This window comes from Pseudoalteromonas sp. DY56-GL79 (genome assembly GCF_041414765.1).
GTDB lineage: Bacteria > Pseudomonadota > Gammaproteobacteria > Enterobacterales > Alteromonadaceae > Pseudoalteromonas > Pseudoalteromonas piscicida.
This window is the reverse complement of the sequence record NZ_JANHZS010000004.1, coordinates 19,126-39,673: the sequence shown is the minus strand read 5'-3', so window position 1 is coordinate 39,673 and position 20,548 is coordinate 19,126. Positions and strand designations below refer to the sequence as shown.

Annotated in this window: 17 protein-coding genes and 1 pseudogene; 8 read left to right on the top strand and 10 right to left on the bottom strand. The window is 42.7% G+C overall.

The window, feature by feature from the left end:
* Window positions 1–358 precede the first annotated feature (358 nt).
* Together NO992_RS03830 and NO992_RS03825 are read right to left on the bottom strand one after the other, a co-directional pair.
* Window positions 359–1,330, bottom strand: a complete 972-nt coding sequence (locus NO992_RS03830) for a transposase (protein ID WP_371374505.1) — start codon at window positions 1,328–1,330, stop codon at window positions 359–361.
* Between the two features lie 32 nt (window positions 1,331–1,362).
* Complete coding sequence (locus tag NO992_RS03825) at window positions 1,363–1,938, bottom strand: phage integrase N-terminal SAM-like domain-containing protein (RefSeq protein WP_371374502.1); 576 nt, start codon at window positions 1,936–1,938, stop codon at window positions 1,363–1,365.
* Window positions 1,939–2,205: 267 nt separating this feature from the next.
* Here NO992_RS03825 and NO992_RS03820 point away from each other — a divergent pair, with 267 nt between their 5' ends.
* Window positions 2,206–2,919, top strand: a complete 714-nt coding sequence (locus NO992_RS03820) for a hypothetical protein (RefSeq protein WP_371374499.1) — start codon at window positions 2,206–2,208, stop codon at window positions 2,917–2,919.
* Between the two features lie 407 nt (window positions 2,920–3,326).
* Here the strand turns inward: NO992_RS03820 and NO992_RS03815 are convergent.
* Window positions 3,327–4,481: pseudogene (locus tag NO992_RS03815) on the bottom strand (IS110 family transposase).
* Window positions 4,482–4,615: 134 nt separating this feature from the next.
* On the opposite strand from NO992_RS03815, the gene NO992_RS03810 reads away from it, so the two are divergent.
* Window positions 4,616–4,987 carry a hypothetical protein gene (locus NO992_RS03810; RefSeq protein ID WP_371374496.1) on the top strand — a complete coding sequence of 124 codons (372 nt, stop codon included), beginning with the start codon at window positions 4,616–4,618 and terminating at the stop codon, window positions 4,985–4,987.
* Between the two features lie 473 nt (window positions 4,988–5,460).
* Here NO992_RS03810 and NO992_RS03805 read toward each other — a convergent pair whose 3' ends face one another.
* The 5 genes from NO992_RS03805 to NO992_RS03785 form a co-directional block, all read right to left on the bottom strand.
* Complete coding sequence (locus NO992_RS03805; RefSeq protein WP_371374758.1) at window positions 5,461–5,895, bottom strand: transposase; 435 nt, start codon at window positions 5,893–5,895, stop codon at window positions 5,461–5,463.
* Between the two features lie 154 nt (window positions 5,896–6,049).
* Window positions 6,050–7,021 carry a transposase gene (locus tag NO992_RS03800; protein WP_371374493.1) on the bottom strand — a complete coding sequence of 324 codons (972 nt, stop codon included), beginning with the start codon at window positions 7,019–7,021 and terminating at the stop codon, window positions 6,050–6,052.
* Between the two features lie 230 nt (window positions 7,022–7,251).
* Entirely contained in the window at window positions 7,252–8,145 is an 894-nt protein-coding gene (locus NO992_RS03795; protein WP_371374490.1) for an ABC transporter ATP-binding protein, read from the bottom strand.
* Window positions 8,142–8,948, bottom strand: a complete 807-nt coding sequence (locus NO992_RS03790) for an ABC transporter permease subunit (protein ID WP_371374487.1) — start codon at window positions 8,946–8,948, stop codon at window positions 8,142–8,144. Before NO992_RS03790 ends, NO992_RS03795 begins: the two co-directional genes overlap by 4 nt.
* Before the next feature lie 175 nt (window positions 8,949–9,123).
* Window positions 9,124–10,944: a M2 family metallopeptidase gene (locus NO992_RS03785; protein ID WP_045965750.1), complete on the bottom strand. Its 1,821-nt coding sequence runs from the start codon at window positions 10,942–10,944 to the stop codon at window positions 9,124–9,126.
* Window positions 10,945–11,307: 363 nt separating this feature from the next.
* Between NO992_RS03785 and NO992_RS03780 the strand changes: the two genes are divergently transcribed.
* A complete protein-coding gene (locus NO992_RS03780; protein WP_371374484.1) occupies window positions 11,308–13,578 on the top strand; it encodes an acyl-CoA dehydrogenase in 2,271 nt (756 codons plus the stop codon).
* Between the two features lie 75 nt (window positions 13,579–13,653).
* Here NO992_RS03780 and NO992_RS03775 read toward each other — a convergent pair whose 3' ends face one another.
* Window positions 13,654–14,103, bottom strand: a complete 450-nt coding sequence (locus NO992_RS03775; protein ID WP_371374481.1) for a hypothetical protein — start codon at window positions 14,101–14,103, stop codon at window positions 13,654–13,656.
* A 116-nt stretch (window positions 14,104–14,219) separates the two neighbouring features.
* On the opposite strand from NO992_RS03775, the gene NO992_RS03770 reads away from it, so the two are divergent.
* Window positions 14,220–15,206 carry a WD40 repeat domain-containing protein gene (locus NO992_RS03770; RefSeq protein ID WP_253105078.1) on the top strand — a complete coding sequence of 329 codons (987 nt, stop codon included), beginning with the start codon at window positions 14,220–14,222 and terminating at the stop codon, window positions 15,204–15,206.
* 62 nt (window positions 15,207–15,268) lie between these two features.
* Here NO992_RS03770 and astB read toward each other — a convergent pair whose 3' ends face one another.
* Window positions 15,269–16,609, bottom strand: a complete 1,341-nt coding sequence (astB, locus tag NO992_RS03765) for an N-succinylarginine dihydrolase (RefSeq protein WP_371374477.1) — start codon at window positions 16,607–16,609, stop codon at window positions 15,269–15,271.
* A gap of 179 nt (window positions 16,610–16,788) precedes the next feature.
* On the opposite strand from astB, the gene NO992_RS03760 reads away from it, so the two are divergent.
* From NO992_RS03760 to NO992_RS03745, 4 genes are all read left to right on the top strand, one after another.
* Window positions 16,789–17,283, top strand: a complete 495-nt coding sequence (locus NO992_RS03760) for a cupin domain-containing protein (protein ID WP_017219500.1) — start codon at window positions 16,789–16,791, stop codon at window positions 17,281–17,283.
* On the top strand, window positions 17,276–17,854 hold the full coding sequence (locus NO992_RS03755) for a pyridoxal 5'-phosphate synthase (protein ID WP_371374474.1): 579 nt from the start codon (window positions 17,276–17,278) through the stop codon (window positions 17,852–17,854). The genes NO992_RS03760 and NO992_RS03755 overlap by 8 nt, the downstream gene beginning before the upstream one ends.
* Before the next feature lie 77 nt (window positions 17,855–17,931).
* Window positions 17,932–19,827, top strand: coding sequence for a DUF294 nucleotidyltransferase-like domain-containing protein (locus tag NO992_RS03750; protein WP_371374471.1), 1,896 nt, complete (start codon window positions 17,932–17,934; stop codon window positions 19,825–19,827).
* A 9-nt stretch (window positions 19,828–19,836) separates the two neighbouring features.
* On the top strand, window positions 19,837–20,538 hold the full coding sequence (locus tag NO992_RS03745) for a 3'-5' exonuclease (protein ID WP_371374468.1): 702 nt from the start codon (window positions 19,837–19,839) through the stop codon (window positions 20,536–20,538).
* The last annotated feature ends 10 nt before the right edge of the window (window positions 20,539–20,548 follow it).

The window sequence follows — 20,548 nt, the reverse complement described above, 5'->3', positions numbered from 1 at the left end:
CCTAACGCCGTCGGTGGTTGTGCCACACCCGATGCTTGATCCCATGCATCAACTCTAATTCGTTTCTCATGCGGGTACTCTTGCCAATCTCAGTTTTGTATTCACAGGCGTAAGCACCACTTCTTTAGAGTAAATCATGAGCGAATCATTGATGACACCCACTGTTATTTGTATCTAAGCTGGCAAAGTGAGATTAAAACGAGCGGAAACACTTAAAGAATATGGACAAAAAAGCGTTCTTAGATAGGGTGACCTTTGGCTGATAAGCGTATCGCTACACTAAAACTGGGTTATCGCGCACGACAAAGCGCTGTAAATACGGAAGTAAGAAATTCTAAAATTGAGAATGTGAGTTTTGCTAAGCCAACAAGCGCTCGCAGTTTGTTAGGTTTGCCCGTCGTCGTTTTTGCAGTGTTTCGCAGTAAGCGGTTATTGTTCGCTCTCGGCCAACCGCGCCGTGAAATACCCGTGAAAATTGCGTGGTGAGTTTTATCCAATTCTCCGGTTCGATATTTAAACGAGTAAGAATGGATTGTGCTTCGTTAATATAGCCTCGCTTGTCGGCTCGAATGCACTGGCCTGTGAGTTCAACCAATTCGATATAGGATTTGAGCTCGAAAGGCAGTCCTTTAGGCATATGTTGTCGTGGGCTGCCAGCAAAGCGTAGTAGGCTTTTTGGTTGTTTTCCCAGCTTAGCGTGGTCGATGCGTTTTTTGATGCTGGTGTAGTCTGAGGTTTCAGGCGTTGCGGCGATTTTGGCTCTAACTGGGTTTAAGTCTACATATGCCAAACAAGCAGCCAGTGCAGCTTCATCCAGTAATGCTTGGGATTTAAACCGTCCTTCCCAGAATCGGCCTGTACAATTATCTTCTTTATTTGCTCGGCGGGCGATGTCTTCGTTAAGTACCCGCATAAACCAACTAATATCTGCGAGTCTTCCCCTGTACTTATCAATCAGCTCATCTAGCATCAATTGCTCCGATTCATTGAGAGCCTCACCTTCAATAAATTTTTGGCTTATCCAATTACCTTTAAACAACTTGTGCCATCGTATGACAATCGCTTCATCCGACAGGCGCTCAGCCTTTCTATCATCAACATATAAAACAATGTGAGTGTGATTACTCATCACGGCATAAGCACAGATATCAATACAAAACACAGACCCCAACATTAGGAGCTTGTCTTCAACCCAATCACGGCGGTGTTCGTATGATTTGCCAGTAAATTTATCTTCACCGCACAGAAAGGCGCGCCTTACGCAACGGGAGATACAGTGGTAATATTTGGTGTCAGTTAAACTGATTTGTCTTTTACGGGCAGTTGCCATAGTTTGGTTTCCTCAATCCTTTGAGTGCAGAATTAAAGCGTAGGCGGTATCTTAGGAAGGTGCAAATTAGTGGTGGGTGTCAGCGATTTGGCAGCCAATGTAACAATTCGATGCTTGTTGCCTTTTCCGTTCCATACTTGAATACATTTATAGTCAAAATCAATGTCCTTTGTCCTGAGTTGCACAGCTTCCATAACCCGCAAACCACTACCGTACATTAACCCTGCAATTAGGTAATACCGTTTGGACAGATGACTCATCAGTTGTTTTACTTCATCTGGCGTCATCACCACGGGTAATTTGGGTTGTTTTTTAGAGCGAACGAAATTCAAGTTTAGAGAAAGCTCATTCTTAATGATGTGTTTGTATAGAAAGACTAATGCATTTAATGCAGTTGCTTGAGTTCGAGGCGCTACATTACCTTTGAGCACGATATGATCCAAGTAAGTTGTTACCTCATTATCTCCCATTGAAGCTGGGTGACGCTTATCATGAAAATGAATATAAGAATTTATCCATTTTAAATAAGTTTCAATGGTCCTAAGCGAGTAATGGCGGCTTAACATGTAATCAGCAATTGAGTTCAAAAATGGCGAACGTGTTTTCATAAAGACTATCTTTGAGTACTGTTTTTATATACAGTATGGTGAAATTTCTCCCATATTCAAGAAAATGAGCAATTTGCGCATTTTTTGCCTTAGATCAGTTTATTAACCAGCAAATATTTTTATAGCTAGCAAAAGGTTAGTAAGTTTGATACAAACGTAATAGTCAGAAAAGTGAGCCAATGCGTGGTAGAAAAATGCGCCAATGCGTGGTAGAAAAATGCGCGATTTGCGCACTATTAAATTGTTAGGTGATAGGGAAGCATCTGTATGAAATTAGACAATCGAAAACTGTATGAATTATTGAAAGATAAAGGTGTAACTAATCTTTACCACGCAAATACAGTTGCAACATCAATTACTTTTATTGAAGAAGATGGATTGCTTTCACGAGAATACATCGAAAACAAAGGGTTATATCAAACACCTCAAACTTCAGATGAAATAGATAAGCTATTTGATGTTTTTGACGATATATTTTTGGATACTACCGATCTACACAAACATTTCTGCCGACAAAATCATTATGGCCCTGTCCTATTTCAATTTAGTCTAGAGCTATTGCTAGATGATGAATTTGAAATATGGGTGACAAAGGATAACCCAATATATTGGTCTAAAAACTCTGATGTGTCAGATAATTACTTTGAGAGTGTCGAAGAGCTTTCTGATGAATGGAGCAACCACGAAATACAGAGAAAAATGTTTACAGTCAAAAAGCCTGGTAAACCAATTCTTTTTAACTACTTAGAAAGTATAATCCTGGACAACCCGAAGGTGTTAATTAATGATGACGTCAGCCTTCGCAGAGAATCAAGAAAAGCGTTTAAAACAGTCACAAGCAAAAAATCAAAAATTCGTGATTTGTTAGTTTGGAGAGAGTGCGGCCATTGCTTTTGTGCTGACAATTACTTAAATCAAGTTCCAACACCTGAGTTAATACAAAAATTTCTACCTGTGTATCATGCAGAATTTGAGGAATAATCACCTAACAAACGCCTCAACAAAGGACGCAAAAAGCTTGGCTTGCGTCACTTCGTTCCTAATTTTAGCCAAGCCTTTTACGCCTGTTAGGCGGGCGTTGGTATGACTCCCACTGTCAAGTTAAACGTACTGATCCCGCCTAACTTTTTAAGCCATAACTATTTCAACTCGAATTAGAGCGAGTTAATACATAGGATGAAGCAAGTAATGTCGTCGGTTATTTTGCTGATATTCGTTGGTTATTACTATTTCTAGTAACAGAGCAGACCTTACTTAGTTCGTCGTGGCACCTGTCTTCAGTCTATGTTCGTGGTTCAATGCAGCGTTAGCTGCATTGCCATCCTAACGCCGTCGGTGGTTGTGCCACACCCGATGCTTGATCCCATGCATCAACTCTAATTCGTTTCTCATGCGGGTACTCTTGCCAATCTCAGTTTTGTATTCACAGGCGTAAGCACCACTTCTTTAGCGATTGCCCATATGTACGCAATCATTTCTCGGGCAATTGCAGTGACAACAAGGTTGTAATGTTTACCTTTGGCTATCATCTTTTTATAACGCTTGCAGAGCCTAAGCTGTGCTTTCCAGGCAATATCAATAATGTTCTTTGGCAAACCTTCTTGTCGTTTTTGCATATCTGTCGATATATTTGCTGCATAGCGATATGTATGCGCGCCCTCGACAAGGAGGCGCCTTGCTCGGCCATTTCCGCATTTTGTGATTGCGCCAATATGGCATTTGCCACCACTTGAGTGTTCACTGGGCACAAGACCAAGATAACTCATTAATTTACGGGGATGGTCGAAGCGCGATAAGTCTCCTAGCTCAGCGACAACGCCAGTTGCGACTAATAAGCGCACACCACGCATAGCTTGTATTGCTTTAACTACGGGGTAATAACGCCACTGATGAACGTGATGTGTCAGTTCATTATCTAGTCGTTCAAGTCGGCTTATTCGCTCGGTAATTGTTTGCAGAAATTCTTGTTAGACAATGTGCTGTGCGGGATGTGGAAGCATCAGCTCAGTGAGCCAACGTAAATGTTTCTGCGACCAATTTGCGGTGCCTTTGTAGTTAATATTATTGCGAAGCAGCAACGCTTTTAATTGATATTTAGCATCTTTTAAGTCTTTCATGGCGACTTCTCGAGCACGAGATAAATCTCTGATGGCTTCATCTTCCGGCTCAGGGACATAAATGGGTGTTAGGTCTTCAGATTTGAGGAGTTTTACGAGCTTAAGTGCATCGCGTTTATCAGTTTTGATACGCTCGCCAGGCTTTTTAGGAGTAAGCGAAGGAGCGACCACGTAACAGAAGTGGCCAAGACTGGTAATTAATCGGTAAATCCAATAACCACATGGCCCCGCTTCATAAACAAAGTGAAGGGTTGCGCCAGGGTATTTAGATTCGAATTGGCGAACGAGCTTTTGAACGGCCAGTTTGGAAGAGGAGAATCGGCCAAGGTGAACAGCGTTTGCGCCTCTATGTTCTTCAATATAGGCGACTTCGTTGAATTCTTTATGTGTATCAAGAGCGATAAAAAGTGTGCTATGTTTATTCATGTTAGCCTCTGCTGTTTAGTTATTTGACAAACTAATTATGGCTCTGGCTTTGAATTAAGCTAACCCACGAAAAGCGGAGGCTAACACCGTGTGGGAGTCATTATGTCTAGGTAACTGATTAGGTATAAAGTCTCATGGATAGAGTAGTGGTGTGGGTTCTGTGCTTCTGTTTATTTATAGGTGGTGGAACACATATTTTTGATAATGTTGTATATGGTTTTTTACCCTATGAGTTTGCCCCTCAATGGGTTAATATTTATTGGACAGCATTGGCGGTCATAGATCTTGTAGCTGTTTTCTTGTTAGTTAAATATCGTAGAGCTGGTATAGCGTTAACATTGTTAATAATGCTTAGCGATGTTGCAATAAATTCTTTTGCTTTTTATACGCTTAACATAATTTCTGATAGCTTTCCTTTACAGCTGCAAACGTTGTTCTTAGGTTTTTGTATTGGTGCATCTATTTGGTTATGGCAATCGAATAGTCAGGTGGTAAATGTTACCTAACACATATGAACCTTCTCGGGTCAAGTAAGCATAACGATTCTTTTTAGCTGCTTTTAAGCAGCTAATTTGTACCTGCAATTCTTAAATCTGTTCACTTCGCTATGTCGGTTAGCCGTTAAATCGTTTACGGCAAACACATATTGAGGATCTCTTAATGCGATCTCATCGCTGCCTAAATCAGTCGATACAACTCATCGTTTAGGGCCACTAGACATTCATCGGTTAACCTTAATTTGGCGCTACTCAAGGGGATGGCTCATTCGTCCAGTTAGTTAAAGGCTCAGCTAAGGTGTAAACGATTTAACTCATTGCTTAAATTAATGCGCACCAATGGGGTGTCTAATCAAGGCGAAATAGCTTATTACTTCGACAACACTTACCTGTAAAATTCAGCTTTTGCTGACAAAAACACAAATAGTACATGGTTGTTCATGCTTATCTAGTTAGGTGTATAGCTCACCCCATTGTGCGACTTAACTTTTTAAAAAACGTTCATCATCGAATACCGTTTTATTCTTCAACATAAAATAAACACAGCGCCCGAGCTTATGGGCGAGCACTGAGAGTGCTTTGGCTTTACTCATGCGCTTTTGTAATTTGTTTAAGTAGTTCCGAGCTTTGTCGTTGCCACGTAAATAAAGCACTGCGGCTTCACTGAATGCCCATTTTAAGTGGCCATTACCAATTTTATTGCCACTGGTGCCATAGGTTTTGCCAGCAGATTCTGCTTTACACTTAACGAGCCGACAATAAGATGCGAACGTTTGTACAGACTCAAAGCGGTTAATATCACCAATTTCATACAAAATTGTCATGGCTAGAATAAGGCCAATGCCTGGTATGGTAACGAATCGATGACACCCAATACTATTTGCATCAACGCTGGACAAACTTAGGTTAAAAAGTATAAAAATACTTCAATTACTGGGTACAAAAACGTGCATCGATAGGTTGTTTTTTAGCACTCAAGCGTATCTCTACACCAAAACTGGGTTATCACGCACGACAACGTGCTGTAAATACAGCAGTAAGAAAATTCTAGAATTGAGAATGTGAGTTTTGCTAAGCCAACAAGCGCTCGCAGTTTGTTAGGTTCGTCCGTCGTCGTTTTTGAAGTGTTTCGCAGTAAGCGGTTATTGTTCGCTCTCGTCCAACTGCACCGTGGAATACCCGAGAAAACTGCGTAGTAAGTTTTATCCAGTTTTCCGGTTCTATATTTAATCGAGAGAGTATGGGTTGTGACTCAAAGATATGACCTCGCTTGTCGGCGCGAATGCATTTGCCCGTGAGCTCAACCAATTCAATATAGGATTTGAGCTCAAAAGGCAGACCTTTTGGAATATGTTTTCGTGGGCTACCAGCAAAGCGTAGTAGGCTTTTTGGTTGTTTGCCCTGTTTAGCGTAGTCGATGCGTTTTTTGATGCTGGTGTAGTCTGAGGTTTCAGGCGTTGCAGCAATTTTGGCTCTAATGGGGTTCAAGTCTACATATGCTAAACACGCAACCAATGCTGCCTCGTCCAGTAATGCTTGGGATTTGAATCGTCCTTCCCAAAACCGGCCTGTACAGTTATCTTCTATATTTGCTCGGCGGGCGATGTCTTCATTAAGTACCCGCATAAACCAACTAATATCCGCTAGTCTTCCCCTGTACTTATCAACCAGCTCATCTAGCATCAATTGCTCCGACTCATTGAGTGGCTCACCTTCAGTAAATTTACGGCTTATCCAATTACCTTTAAACAACTTGTGCCACCGTATCACAACTGCTTTATCCGATAGGCGCTTAGCCTTTTTATCATCAACATATAAAACAATATGAGTGTGATTACTCATCACGGCATAAGCACAGACATCAATACAAAACACATCCCCCAACATCAAGAGCTTTTCTTCAACCCAATCACGGCGGTACTCGTATGATTTGCCAGTAAGTTTATCTTCACCGCACAGAAAGGCGCGCCTTACGCAACGGGAGATACAGTGATAGTATTTGGTGTCAGTTAAACTGATTTGTTTTTTACGGGCAGTAGCCATAGTTTGTTTTCCTCAATCCTTTGAGTGCAGAATTAAAGCGTAGGCGGTATCTTAGGAAGGTGTAAATTAGTGGTGGGTGTCAGCGATTTGACTCAAAAAATCCACCGATATCTATAATCAACGAAGACCACATTCGGCCCTTAAAAACGCCCGATGAAGTTCATCGGGCGCTTTAATTTCAAAAAGTGTCAATCCACATGCTAAGACGGGTTAACTAAACTAACAGTGTGCTAGCCGAACAGTTCATCTTCTAGTGTTTTACCGTTAACTAACGACTTGTAACGCCAACCCTGTTCACGGCAAAGTCGGAGTACGTCAATATCCACCTGTTGGCCGCTACGATATTCAATAAGCAGGGCGCCACTGGCATTTACTGTCACCTCTTCAACGCCTTGTAAGGTCCTCAAAAGCGCTATGTGACTACTGGTGCCAGACTCTTTAAGTTTTACAGTTAGCGTGGCAAGTTCCGCTTCTTGGATGCGGTCAACAGCGGTTAATTTACCATGCTGTAAATGTAATACCTGATCGCACAAATCATCGAGTTCTACTAAATCGTGTGAACTCAAAATAAAAGTCGTTTCAGATTGAAGCCTTTTTACTAGGTTTCTGATCTCACGAGCATTCACGGGATCTAATCCAGCTGTGGCTTCGTCAAGTAGTACAATTTCAGGCTTTGAAAGTAGCGTTTGGGCAATACAGATACGTTTTCGCATGCCATGAGATAACTCATGAGGTTTAGCGTGATAACAGTCTTTGAGGTCGACAAGCTCAAGCACTCTGTGCGTTTCACTCTCGGCCGCTTTCGCATCTAAACCTTGAAGCTGTCCGTATAAACGTAGCTGATTACTGACAGAAAACCTTGGATCAAGCTGAGCATCCTGTGGAAGTGCGGCAAGGCGGCCAAAAAGTGCAGCGCTGCCAGGCTTATGGCCCAAAATCTGAACATTGCCAGCATCTGCATTTAGATACCCGCAAAGTGTGCTAAAAAGGGTGGTTTTACCCGCACCATTGGGGCCGACAAGCGCAATAGGTGAACCTGCGTTTAGGGTGAAAGATACGTTATCTAGTGCGCGCTTTCGTCCATATTCTTTCACTAAATTATTAACTTCAATAATGCTAGTCATAGCGCGCGCCTTCTTAATAGTTCACAGCTAATTGCAATCAATACGAAGCTATGCAGCACCGGTGTGGCAAAGCGAGTGAGGTTGATATTCTGTGCAATGGTTTCTGAGCCTTGGAACCCAGGAAAAAGATAAAAAAGGTGCTCGGCGTAAGCGCTGTACTCAAGTGCAAAAGCGACTAAAGTGGCGAGCGTTAAGTAGGTCAAAATCGCGTAAATCATGCTCATTTTACTAGAGTTAGCAAAGTGATTAGCCACAGACATCAGGGCAATAAATGGCGCAGTAATAAGCGTTAGCTCTAGGACAATTAATGTCGCCCGAGTAAGCCCTGTGAGCCATAAGCTTGGGTCGCGCACCACCATTAATATCCAAGCGCCTACAGCAGAAATCGCTATGAGCAGCAACGTATTGAATACCTGTCCAACAAAGCGACCAACAACAATTTCCGCGCGAGATGTGCGCAGGGTTAGAAATCTGAGTGTGCCGCGGGTTCTATCTTCTACAGTTTGATCTGCGCTTGAAAAGATCACAAAAAGAGGAAATAAAAAGATTGACCAAACTAAGTACAGTGCAAGCTCCATTTCAGGCCATTGGGCAATACGATGCATACCAACGACGCCAGAAAAACTCTGGATCATATTTTTGAAGTTGGGGTCGCTGACAATGGATACCGCTTCCGCAATGGCGTAGCGCAAAATGGCATACCAAACTAAAACAAATGCGGCGATGGCTATCCATCCGCGTTTCGTTGCAAACAAGCGTTGCAATTCAAAGATGGCAATTAGGCCAATTCTTTTTATATTCATAAGGATCCTTGCAAGTGACAACACAGACTTTCACTACTAGAGCGGTAGGCTGACTTTGATCTGAGCGTATATGATTGGCGCTAAAAAAGGAAGTTGCTGAACTGTAACAAAATTAAACCAATAAAAAACGGGCACGATTGAGTGTGCCCGTTTATTAGTCTAAATTTGCTAGCAATTACCAGCCACAATTACGGCCTTTATTTTGCTCATCTAGGTATTTTTGCAATGGTGCAAAGTAGTCAAGTACTGCTGTTGCATCCATTTCATCTTTACCTGTTAGCGTTTTAAGTGCTTGTTGCCAAGGTTTGCTGCTGCCCATTTCAAGCATGGCATTTAAACGCTCACCAGCTGCTTTCGAGTTGTAAACAGAACAGCGGTGAATGGCTTCTTTGCTGCCAGCAATTTCACAAAGTGATTTGTGGAATTGGAACTGCAAAATATGCGCTAAGAAGTAACGAGTGTAAGGGACATTACCAGGTACGTGGTATTTTGCACCTGGGTCAAAGTCATTTTCAGTACGTGAAATTGGTGCTTTAACACCTTGATATTTTTCTCTTAATTCCCACCACGCTTGGTTGTACTCTGCTGGAGAAATCTCACCAGAGAATACTTTCCAACGCCATTGGTCGACAAGTAGACCAAATGGAATAAATGCAACTTTATCGAGTGCCATCTTCATCAATAGACCGATATCTTTTGACTCATCCGGTACGTTATCTAACAAACCAATTTGCTTTAAGTAGCCAGGTGTTACAGATAGCGCGATGGTGTCGCCGATAGCTTCATGGAAGCCATCGTTGGCACTTTCTTGGTAATACACAGGCTGCTGATTGTAAGCGCGTTGATAGAAGTTATGGCCTAGTTCATGGTGGATAACTGAGAATTCTTCACCTGTGCGTTGGATACACATTTTGATGCGTAGGTCGTCTTTGGCATCTAAATTCCAAGCTGATGCATGACATTGTACGTCGCGATCTTGTGGTTTAATAAATAAAGAACGTTCGTAGAAAGTCTCAGGTAATGGAGCAAAACCCATAGAGGTGAAGAACTTTTCTGCACCTTTTACCATTTTGATTTCGTCGTAATTGTGTTTAGCCAGTAGCGCCGTTACATCATAACCCGGATCTGCGTTTTCTGGTGCGACTAAGTCATAGATATTGCCCCAGCTTTGTGCCCACATATTGCCAAGCAAGTGTGCAGGAATAGGCTGGTCTTGAGGCACTTTATCTTCGCCGTATTTCTCGCCAAGCTTAGCTCTAACATGACAGTGAAGCGAATCGTATAGCGGCTTTACTTGGTTCCAGGTACGGTCAAGTTCTTTTGCAAAGTCGTCCGCTGGCATGTCGTATTTACTGCGCCACATTGCGCCTGTGTCTGCGTAGCCAAGCTCATTAGCACCTTCGTTGGTAAGTACAACTTGCTTTTCATAGAGTGGACGCATCGGCTTTGACACTTCACGCCAACCTTGCCAGATGTCTAAAAGCTCTTCATAGTCGCGACTATTTGCCATCTTAGCCGTCATTTCACCAAGGCTTAGGCAAGTGCCATCATCTTTACAGTATTTGCCCTTGCCGTACATACCATCAAGCTCTGCAGTGAGCTTTGCAAGTTCCGCTGTTTTGTCAGCATCTTTTGGTGCAGGTAATGTCAGGTTTAGCTTCAATTTATCAAGCTTACGTCGGGTATCTTCGCTTAACGCCAAGCCATCAAATTGTGCTGCTTGGTTAGCAAGCTCCACGAGCGCAGCGGTGTATTCCTCATTCACGTCTGCAGCAAGTGAAGCTGTGTCGTGAGTAATAAAGTTCGCATAAATCCAAGCTGAGCGGCTAGAGCGGAAGTTAAGGTCAACCAGCTGCTCTGACGCCTTATCTAAAAATGCAACTGCATCGGCTTCTGATAATGCTTTATTTGTAGTTTCAGTGGATTTGCAGGCAGAAAGTGCAAAAGTACTGGCAACGATGAGTGCGCCAACACTTAACTTAAATCTTGGTTTCATAGGGTTCACTTGTTGTTTTAATTAATACACGAGCCGACTTAACACTAGACGGCGTTTTAGTATCTATAGCCAGCTACACTAATTGGGTTAATTGCTAAAAATCAGCAAGTAAATTAATCCAATTAGTATTAGTTGTATGAACAACTAATTCGTACTGAGCGCGGCTTTTATGCGCAGCAAAGCATCATTTTTTGCTGTGGTGGCAAGAATAATAGCAGGACGACTTTAAAACGACAATTTTGCGATGGACAAACAATGAGATGCGAGCGTAGATAAAAGTTGAGTTAGTGTGATTATTAACCATAATTAAGGCAGTCAATTGTATCAAAAGGCCGTATTTGAAGCCTGCAAAAAGGAGTGCATATGACTTTAGTTTTATTGGTGATATTGGCAATTGTGGTGGTATTTTGTGTCCGTGATATCAGGGTTAAGTTGATCACTAAACCGCTCTTCAATTATTTCAAAACGTCATTACCTGAACTCTCCCAAACCGAGCGAGAAGCGATGGAAGCAGGGAGTATCTGGTGGGATGGCGCGTTGTTTTCTGGTAAGCCGAATTGGCGAAAGTGGTTGAGCAATGATAAGCCAAAGCTGAGCGATGAAGAACAGGCATTTATAGATAACGAATTACATACGCTGCTAAAAATGCTTGATGAAGAAAAAATATCTGAGGCTCAAGACTTGCCTGAAGACGTTTGGCAATTTTTAAAAGAAAAGGGCTTTTTTGCTTTTATTATTCCAAAGGCTTTTGGAGGTCGGGAGTTCAGTGCTCAGGCGAACTCCACCATCGTTGCAAAAATAGCCAGCCGTAGTTTGTCTACTGCAGTAACCGTGATGGTGCCAAATAGTTTAGGCCCTGCAGAGCTGCTGCTTCATTATGGCACCAATGATCAGCAGAATACTTGGCTGCCAAAGCTTGCCTCGGGTGAGGCGCTACCTTGTTTTGCATTGACCTCGCCAGAGGCAGGATCCGATGCTGGTAGCATTCAAGACTTTGCGATTGTGTGTGAGCGAGAATTTGAGGGAGAAAAGCAAATTGGACTTGCGGTAACTTGGCAAAAACGATACATCACGCTGGCGCCCGTCGCTGATGTATTAGGACTTGCGTTTAAGGTTTACGACCCGGATCAATTGCTTTCAAATAAAGTAGAGCTTGGGATCACTTGTGCACTTATTCCGACTACACATGAAGGCGTAAAAACAGGAGATCGACATAACCCGCTGGGGCAAGCCTTTATGAATGGTACAACCAGTGGTGAAGATGTTTTTATTCCAATGGCTTGGGTGATAGGCGAACAAGCGGGTATCGGCAAAGGGTGGCGCATGCTGGTGTCGTGTTTAAGTGCTGGGCGGGGGATATCTTTGCCAGCACTGAGCGCGGGAACCGCTCAATTAAGTGCCAGAACGACTTCGGCTTATGCCGGTGTCCGTCGTCAATTTGGTGTACCCATCTCTGCCTTTGAAGGAGTGCAAAGCGCGTTAGCCAGAATTTACGGCTATAGCTATCTAATTGAAGCGGTGAGACAAACCACTGCGTTGGCAATTGATTTAAAGCAAAGTCCTTCGGTAGTCACTGCGATTGCCAAGTATCACCTCACAGAGCATGCAAGGGTAGCATTAAATGATGCGATGGATATTCATGGCGGTAAAGCCATTCAAATGGGGGAAATGAATTATCTTGCTCACAATTACATGGGCATGCCGATTTCTATTACCGTTGAGGGCGCCAATATCTTAACTCGAAGCTTGATGATTTTTGGTCAAGGTGCGACGCGTTGCCATCCTTTCATACTGAAAGAAATGAGTATCGTACAGCAAGAAGATCAATTAATCGCTTTGAAAGAGTTTGATGAAGTGCTTTGCAAACACTTGCAGCATACCTCTGTGAATGGGCTCAAGGCGTTTTTTAATGGCTTCACACTAGCACGTTTCGAACGTGCGCCAGTGAGTGGTGATGTGGCGGCGTATTACCGACGTCTAACATGGTTGAGCCAAGCGCTCTCAGTGTATAGTGATATTGCTATGTTAAAGCTAGGCGGTTCACTAAAACGTAGAGAAATGCTCTCTGCAAAATTGGGAGATGTCCTGAGCTTTCTTTACATCGCCTCGTGTGTATTAAAAAAATACGAAGATGATGGCCGTCAACAAGGGGACTTACCGCTGGTAAAGTTTGCCTTAGATCACTGTCTTAACGAAGCAAGTAAGGCTATTTATGCATTTTGCGATAACTTTACCGCAGCACCTCTGGCATTTTTGTTAAAACGTTTGGCGTTTCCCGTTGGTAATTGGATCAAAGCGCCGAGCGATAAATTGGCGGTGCAGGTATGTAGCAATGTTTCTGATCACAACTCGACCCGAGAACGTATCTCGCATCTGTGCGCCGTGGTAAAACACTCTGCGATAGATACGGTTGAGCATGCTTATTTACTGGAAAAGGCGCATGCTCCACTAATGGCAAAATATCGCAAGTGGTGTAAACAAAATAGCGTGAAACTGGTGGGTAAAACATTGAATGAAAAACTCAGTATCGCAATGGATGACAACGTGATTGATGATAAGAGTTCTGAAACCATCTTTTGTATTGAAACGCTGGTTGCAAAAGCTGTTGCTGTTGATGCAAAAGCGCCCAACTAGTTTGTTGTGACAGAGGATATTGGCTAATTTGTTAAAAAAGCCCCGACAACGGGGCTTTCCTTTCTTATTCTTGAGTTAACGTGCAAAGGGGTCTGGTAGTACTTTGTCTACGTACCATTTGCCTTTTTTGCGTACCATACTAACACTACGCATGTCGTCTACTTGCTCACCGTGGAGCTGACCTGTAAAAATTAAATTAATTTTTGCGCTGTCGCCATACTGTTCGCGCAGACTTTGATTGGTCATATCAACTTCTATGGTGACTTCATCGTATTGCATATTCACTAAATTTCTGGCGAATTGCGACGCAGTACCGTAAGAGCGCATGATACGCACGTGACGGGGAGTGGCGATTTTCATTGCAGCGTCTAAATCTTTTTGATTATAGAGTGCGTCAAAATACATTGTTGCGGCATATCCAGGAGTGTCCTTGTCACCACTGACATTATCCTCTGAGCCGCACGCTGAGAGTAAAATCATTGCGGCTAAGACAACGAAAGTTTGCTTAATAAGTGACTTTGTCATGCTAAAATACATCATATGCAGTCTAAAATTATTCACAATAAGTTAAGTTTGTCTGCTAACGGCCGATATGTAAAGTCAGTAAATGAAATAAATGTATTATGTGCTAAGGGTTTAAGATGTCTCGTTTAATATCACTAGCTTGGTTCGCTTTATTTTTAGTAGGGTGTGGATCGCAGCCTGAAATTAGTAAAGGGGTAACAAGCCAGTTGACGCAAAATGGCATAATACTTGGACACTTTTCTAAAGATGGAAAGTGGAGCGTAACATTAGACAGTCATGCTGAAATCCATATTTATGACAATGCCAATCAGTCTGTCATATTCTCAGTACCCAAAGACAAAATAAAAACACCAGTCAAAGAAGTTTTATTGTCAGATGATAAGGAAATGCTCATCGTGGCAGGTGAAAACCTTATCTCAATTTGGTCTGTTCCAAAGCAAAAGTTGATAACGAACGTACCTTTTGCAGGGGTGAGTCCACTTGCTTCAATCTCTGCTTTAGCGCTTTCCCATAACAACCAGCGTTTGCTTGTTGCGATGGATGATGGCTCACTCAATATGGCGGATCTATTCACGAAGTTAAACAATCGTTTTATGCCACATACTCGGCCGATAGAGCATTTGGCGTTTGATAATAGTGGCGACTATTTTGTTACCGGCGCACAAGATGGGTTGGTTGCCCTTTGGCAATTTGCCTCACCAGAACCTTTATATGAGCATCAATTTAGTCATCGTGTTACCAGTTTAACAGTGAGTCATGATGGCAAGCACTTATTCGTCTCAGATGGGTTGAATGCGCAACATGTACTAGACTTTGAGTCTGGAAAACAGCTCAGTGAGCTAAAGTATATGGCCCGTTTTAAGATGTTTAGAAAGGCTAAATTTATTTCTGACTCAGGCTTACTCGCGACATCATCGTCAAAATCTCACCTCTCCATCTGGCGCTATGAGAGCGGGGAAGAATTAGGCACTTGGTCTATTCATACTGAAAGTGAGGGAGCAACGGTAGTCGATATGTATGTCCCAAACCCAGACACCTTAGTAACGCTAAATAGCGACGGTATGCTTGAGACGTGGGCGGTTAATGTACTTGCTAAAAAGTAAGGGAGTGAAATCACTCCCTTAAAACCTCAGATTAATTGCAGTTTGACAAGCAAAACTTGAAATTAGGCGCGTTGGAAGTCGTAAACGCTACCAAGATTGAGTAGTTGGGTGAGTTCATCTAGTGCAGCATAGGACTCTTGCAAAAGGCTCGGATCAGCTAAATCCTGCTCCGTGACTTTATCGCGATAATGTTTATTGACCCACGCGCTTAGTTGAATAAATTTGTCTTCGCTCATCATCACTTCTGGATTTACCGCTTTTAGCTCAGCTTCATTGAGTGCTACACGTAATCGCAAACATGCAGGTCCACCACCATTTTGCATACTTTGGCGTAAGTCAAAAAAGCGTACTTGCGAAATCGGATTTTTTGCACCGAGCATATATTCGATGTATGCGGCAACGTTATCATTCTTCGCACATTCCTCCGGTGCAACCAGCATCATCTCGCCTGATGGCAAGGTGATCAATTGAGAATTAAATAGGTAACTTTTTACTGCGTCTTCAACACTCACTGCATGCGTCGGAACTTCTACAATATGCAAAGGCTTTTCGCCGATATACGCTTGTCTAATTTTAGTTAGACTGGAGGTTTGATCAATAAAGGCTTGATCATGGCAAAACAGCACATTCTCATTGCCCACCGCAATGACGTCATTATGGAACACGCCTTGATCAATCACATTTGGATTTTGCTGGATAAAAATTGCTTGCTTATCATCTAATTGATGTAGCCTTGCAATCGCTTGACTTGCTTCTAATGTTTGCCGAGCAGGATATTTAGTAGGACCTTTTATATCGCTGTTAAAGCCACTTGAACCGTACACAAATAATTGTAGACCTTTACTGCCATGGCTATCGGCGAGACGAGTGTGGTTTGCAGCACCTTCATCGCCATAAAAAGGCTGCTCAGGCAAATGCTGGTGATGTGCAAAATATTGCGCATTAGCGAACATAGCACGAAGTAAATTTGTGGTGGTTTCGGGCTCTATTGAACGGTGAAATTTGCAGTTTAAATTGGCACTTGTGAAATGTACTTTGCCATCGCTGGAATCAATAGAAGGCGATACAGTCGCCGCATTTGCCGTCCACATTGCAGAGGCAGAGTAACAAGCTCGAAGCAATATAGGATCGTGTTTATATGCTTTTTCAAGTACTTGAGCATCGGTGCCTGAAAAGCCAACACGGCGCAGTGGAGCTAAACTCGGGCGTGCATGAGGTGCAAATATCCCTTGTTTTAGGCCGATATCATGCATTGCTTTCATCTTTTCAAGACCTTGCAATGCCGCTTCTTTTGGATTAGAAACACTGGTAGCGTTAGAAAGTGACGCGACATTACCATAAGATAATCCGGCATAATTATGTGTTGGCCCTACTAAGCCGTCGAAATTGACTTCATAAGTCATGAGTGCGGTTCCTGTTGCGAATAGTTATAGATAACTAGTATGAGGCGGTTTTGCTGGTTTTTAAAGTGACCTAGGTCAAATTATGGATGTAATTGAAAGCAGTTCAATTGCTGTAATTTAAGCTAATATCCTTTAAACACATACCTTTAGGTTAAGCCCAACATAAGGAGTTTGAAGAAATGGAAAAATATATTGTAAGTAAAGCTGAAATCGAAGCATTAAAAGGGGAAAAAAGAGTTCATTTTCTGAACCCAAATGCGCAGAGGCTCAATAAATCACTTGGAGACTTAACTGGTATAACAGGATTCGGTTTTCACATCATAGAAATCCAGCCGGGGTTCGATTCGACTGAAACACATATGCATTATCACGAGGATGAATGTGTGTATATATTGCAAGGCACTGCTGAAGCGTACATTGGCGATGAGGTAATTGGTGTTGGTGAAGGCGATTTCATAGGATACAGAGCCTGTGGTAAGCCTCATAAGTTAGTAAACAATAGCGATGTTACATTACGTTGTATTGTAGTTGGTCAGCGCTTACCGCATGATGTTGGTGATTATACAAAGCAAGGTAAGCGGATCTACAGGCAAAAAGGTTTGCCGTGGAATGTGGTAGATATTAATGACATTATGGAACCGATGAAAAATAATCAGGATAATAATAATGATTAATCCACTCGAAAAGTTTGAATCTTGGTGGCAGCAAGCTCTGAAAAACAATCCATTAAATCAGCCCAATGCGGTATGTGTCTCAACAATTGATGAAAATGGGTTTCCTACAGGTAGATTTGTTGATTTGAAAGCGGTTAATGAGAGTGGCTTTGTATTTTGTTCATATTTCGATTCTGCGAAAGGCAAGCATTTAGAAAATCTTCCTAACATCGCGATGACAGTTTGGTGGGATCATGTTGGGTATCAGGTCCGTATTGTTGGCAGAGCAAAGAAGATTTCAGATAGAGATGCGGATATATATTGGCAAGGGCGCTCTAGAGATGCTCAACTAACCACAACGTCATTTAACCAAAGTGCAATTATGCGAGATCAAAGTGATCTGACTGAAAAATTAAGAATTGCGGAATTAAGATATAGCACGAATCCAATTCCAAGACCCGAAAATTGGGGTGGCTATTGCATCAACCCTATTTCCATAGAGTTTCTCACTTTTGCTGAGACTCGGCTACATCTTAGAGAGTCTTATGAGCGTAGTGGTGAGCAGTGGAAAAAACAATTGCTGCAGCCTTAGTTAAACCGACTTTCATTGCAAATTTATCCCTCGTTGCCCACAATAGGGTTAAATTCCTTTTTATATCAAGGAAAACCATGGAAGTTGAACATCAGGAAATTGCCAATTTTTTAGTAGCTTACCCGCCGTTTTCGGATTTGCCTCAAGAGGCACTACATAAACTCGCAAGCCAAGTCGAAGTAGGTTACTACCGAGAGGGCAGCGGTATTTTGGAATATGGAGAGCAGATCACTTACCTGTATGTGATCCGATCTGGTGCTGTCGAGCTTTATCGGCGCTCAGGTGAGTTATACAATCGTATTTCCACAGGTGGGATCTTTGGCCAGCGTGGGTTATTGATGAATCGTAAAGTTCGTTTTGGCGCTCAAAGCCTTGAAGATACACTGGTGTATTGTATTCCCGTTGGCATTTTTGATGAGTATTGCGACGTTTATGAAGCGTTTGCTGATTATTTTGAAGCTGACGATAATGCTAGACTAAAAATCACGGTTTCTGAGCAAGCCGACAGCAATGATTTGACCACGGCCAAAGTGCGTAAACTATTGCTACGCGATGTGGTGTACGTTGAACGCAACGCTACGGTACAGCAGGCAGCTCAAGTGATGGCAAAAGAGCATGTGTCATCACTACTTATCTATGACCCCGAGAAACCTGTTGTCGAAGATCCAGATGAAGATGATGGTCAGGTGGTTGGCCTTATCAGTGACAGAGATCTTCGCACAAAAGTAGTCGCAGAGGGGCTGAATTATCAAACTCCAGTCTCTGAGATTATGTCGACCGATCTTATTATCGTTGACTCCAATGCCTATGTCTTCGAAGCCATGATGCTGATGCTAAGAGACAATGTGCATCATTTGCCCGTTGTTCATAAGCGTAAACCGATAGGAGTGGTCGCGCTATCCGATATTTTGCGCTATGAATCTCAAAGCAGCCTGTTGTTTGTTAGAGGGCTAATGGACCAGCAGAGTGTTGAAGACTTGAGTAGCTACGCCAAGCAGCTTCCTGCAATTTTTACTCGTATGGTGAATGAAGACGCCAATTCACACATGATTGGTTCTGCGATGTCAATTATAGGTAAAACGTTTAAACACAAGTTACTTGAACTCGCGGAAGCAAAATTAGGTCCGCCACCAATCCCTTACTGCTTTATTGCCCTTGGTTCAATGGCTCGGGACGAACAATTAATTGTGACCGATCAGGATAATGCACTGATCTTGGATGACAGTTATCAACTCGCTGAGCATGGGGCTTACTTCGAAAAGTTGGCTAAGTTTGTGTGTGATGGTCTAGCCAATTGCGGCTATAAATATTGCGATGGTGGGATCATGGCCAGCAATCCTGCTTGGCGTCTAACTTACAGTCAATGGTTAGCACAATTTGAAGACTGGATAGAAAACCCAAGCCCTGAGGCTTTGCTTAATAGTTCGATTTTCTTTGATCTGGAAGGCGTATGGGGTGAAACAAAATGGGCTGAGAAACTTACCGCTTTTATCAGTAAAAAGGCCAAAAATACCCCAAAATTTTTGGCTGCGATGGCACATAATGCGCTAAGAAGGACACCGCCTTTAGGATTTTTTAATGGTTTTGTCCTTGAGCAAGACGGCGAGCACAGGCGTTCGATGAACATTAAACGCCGTGGCACAGCACCGCTTTCAGATTTGGTTCGAGTGCATGCCCTTGGCGTTGGCTCTAAAAAACAAAACTCCTTCGAGCGATTAGAAGATATTGATGAGGCAAATATACTGCCAAAGGGCAAGGTGCTAGATCTGCAAGCTGCGCTTGAATACATCGCCATCATGCGTATTCGTCACCAAGCATGGCAAATTGAGCAGGGCGAAAAGCCTGATAACAGCTTGCCACCAGAAACACTCTCTGATTTTGAACAGCGTAATCTTAAAGAAGCTTTTGGCGTGTTAGACAAAGCACAGAGCTTTTTAAAGTTTCGCTATCAAAACAAATCCATGATGAAGTAGCGGTGTAACATGCAAGGCGAGATTATGTCATGGCCAAATCGCTTTCAGCATTTGGCAAAAACGTCGCAAGACCCAAGAATTCAAGCATTTTATCAGCAAGGAGTGGTAGATCCTTACCAGCAATTGAGTCAGTGTGAGTTTGTTGCCCTTGATTTTGAAACTACAGGGCTCGACCCAAACATCGATGACATTGTGAGCGTTGGCGTAGTGCCATTTGACTTACGACGGATCCGCTTGGCTCAAGCCAAGCATTGGTTAGTGAAGCCAACCAGTCCGCTGGCTGAGGAGTCTGTGGTACTGCACCGGATCACACACTCACAAGTCGAAAGCGCGCCAGATCTGCAAGATATTCTTGAAGAGGTGTTTGCTTCGTTGCATGGTAAAGTCATTGTGGTGCACTATCAGTTTGTCGAGAAGTCATTTTTCAATTCTGCGCTAAAAGCAAGATTGGGTGAGGGTATTGAGTTTCCAGTGATTGATACGATGGAAATTGAAAAGTCAGCGATAAACAACGCCAGAAGCTGGCTTGATAAGCTCAAACGTAAACCTATTCCTTCGGTACGCTTAGCTGACTGCAGAAAGCGCTATGGGCTTCCCTATTATCAGCCACATCATGCCTTGTCCGACGCATTAGCAACGGCGGAGTTATTTCAAGCTCAAGCTCAATATTGTTTAGACCCTTCAGACATAGTGAAACGCTGGTGGAGCTAAACCCAAATAA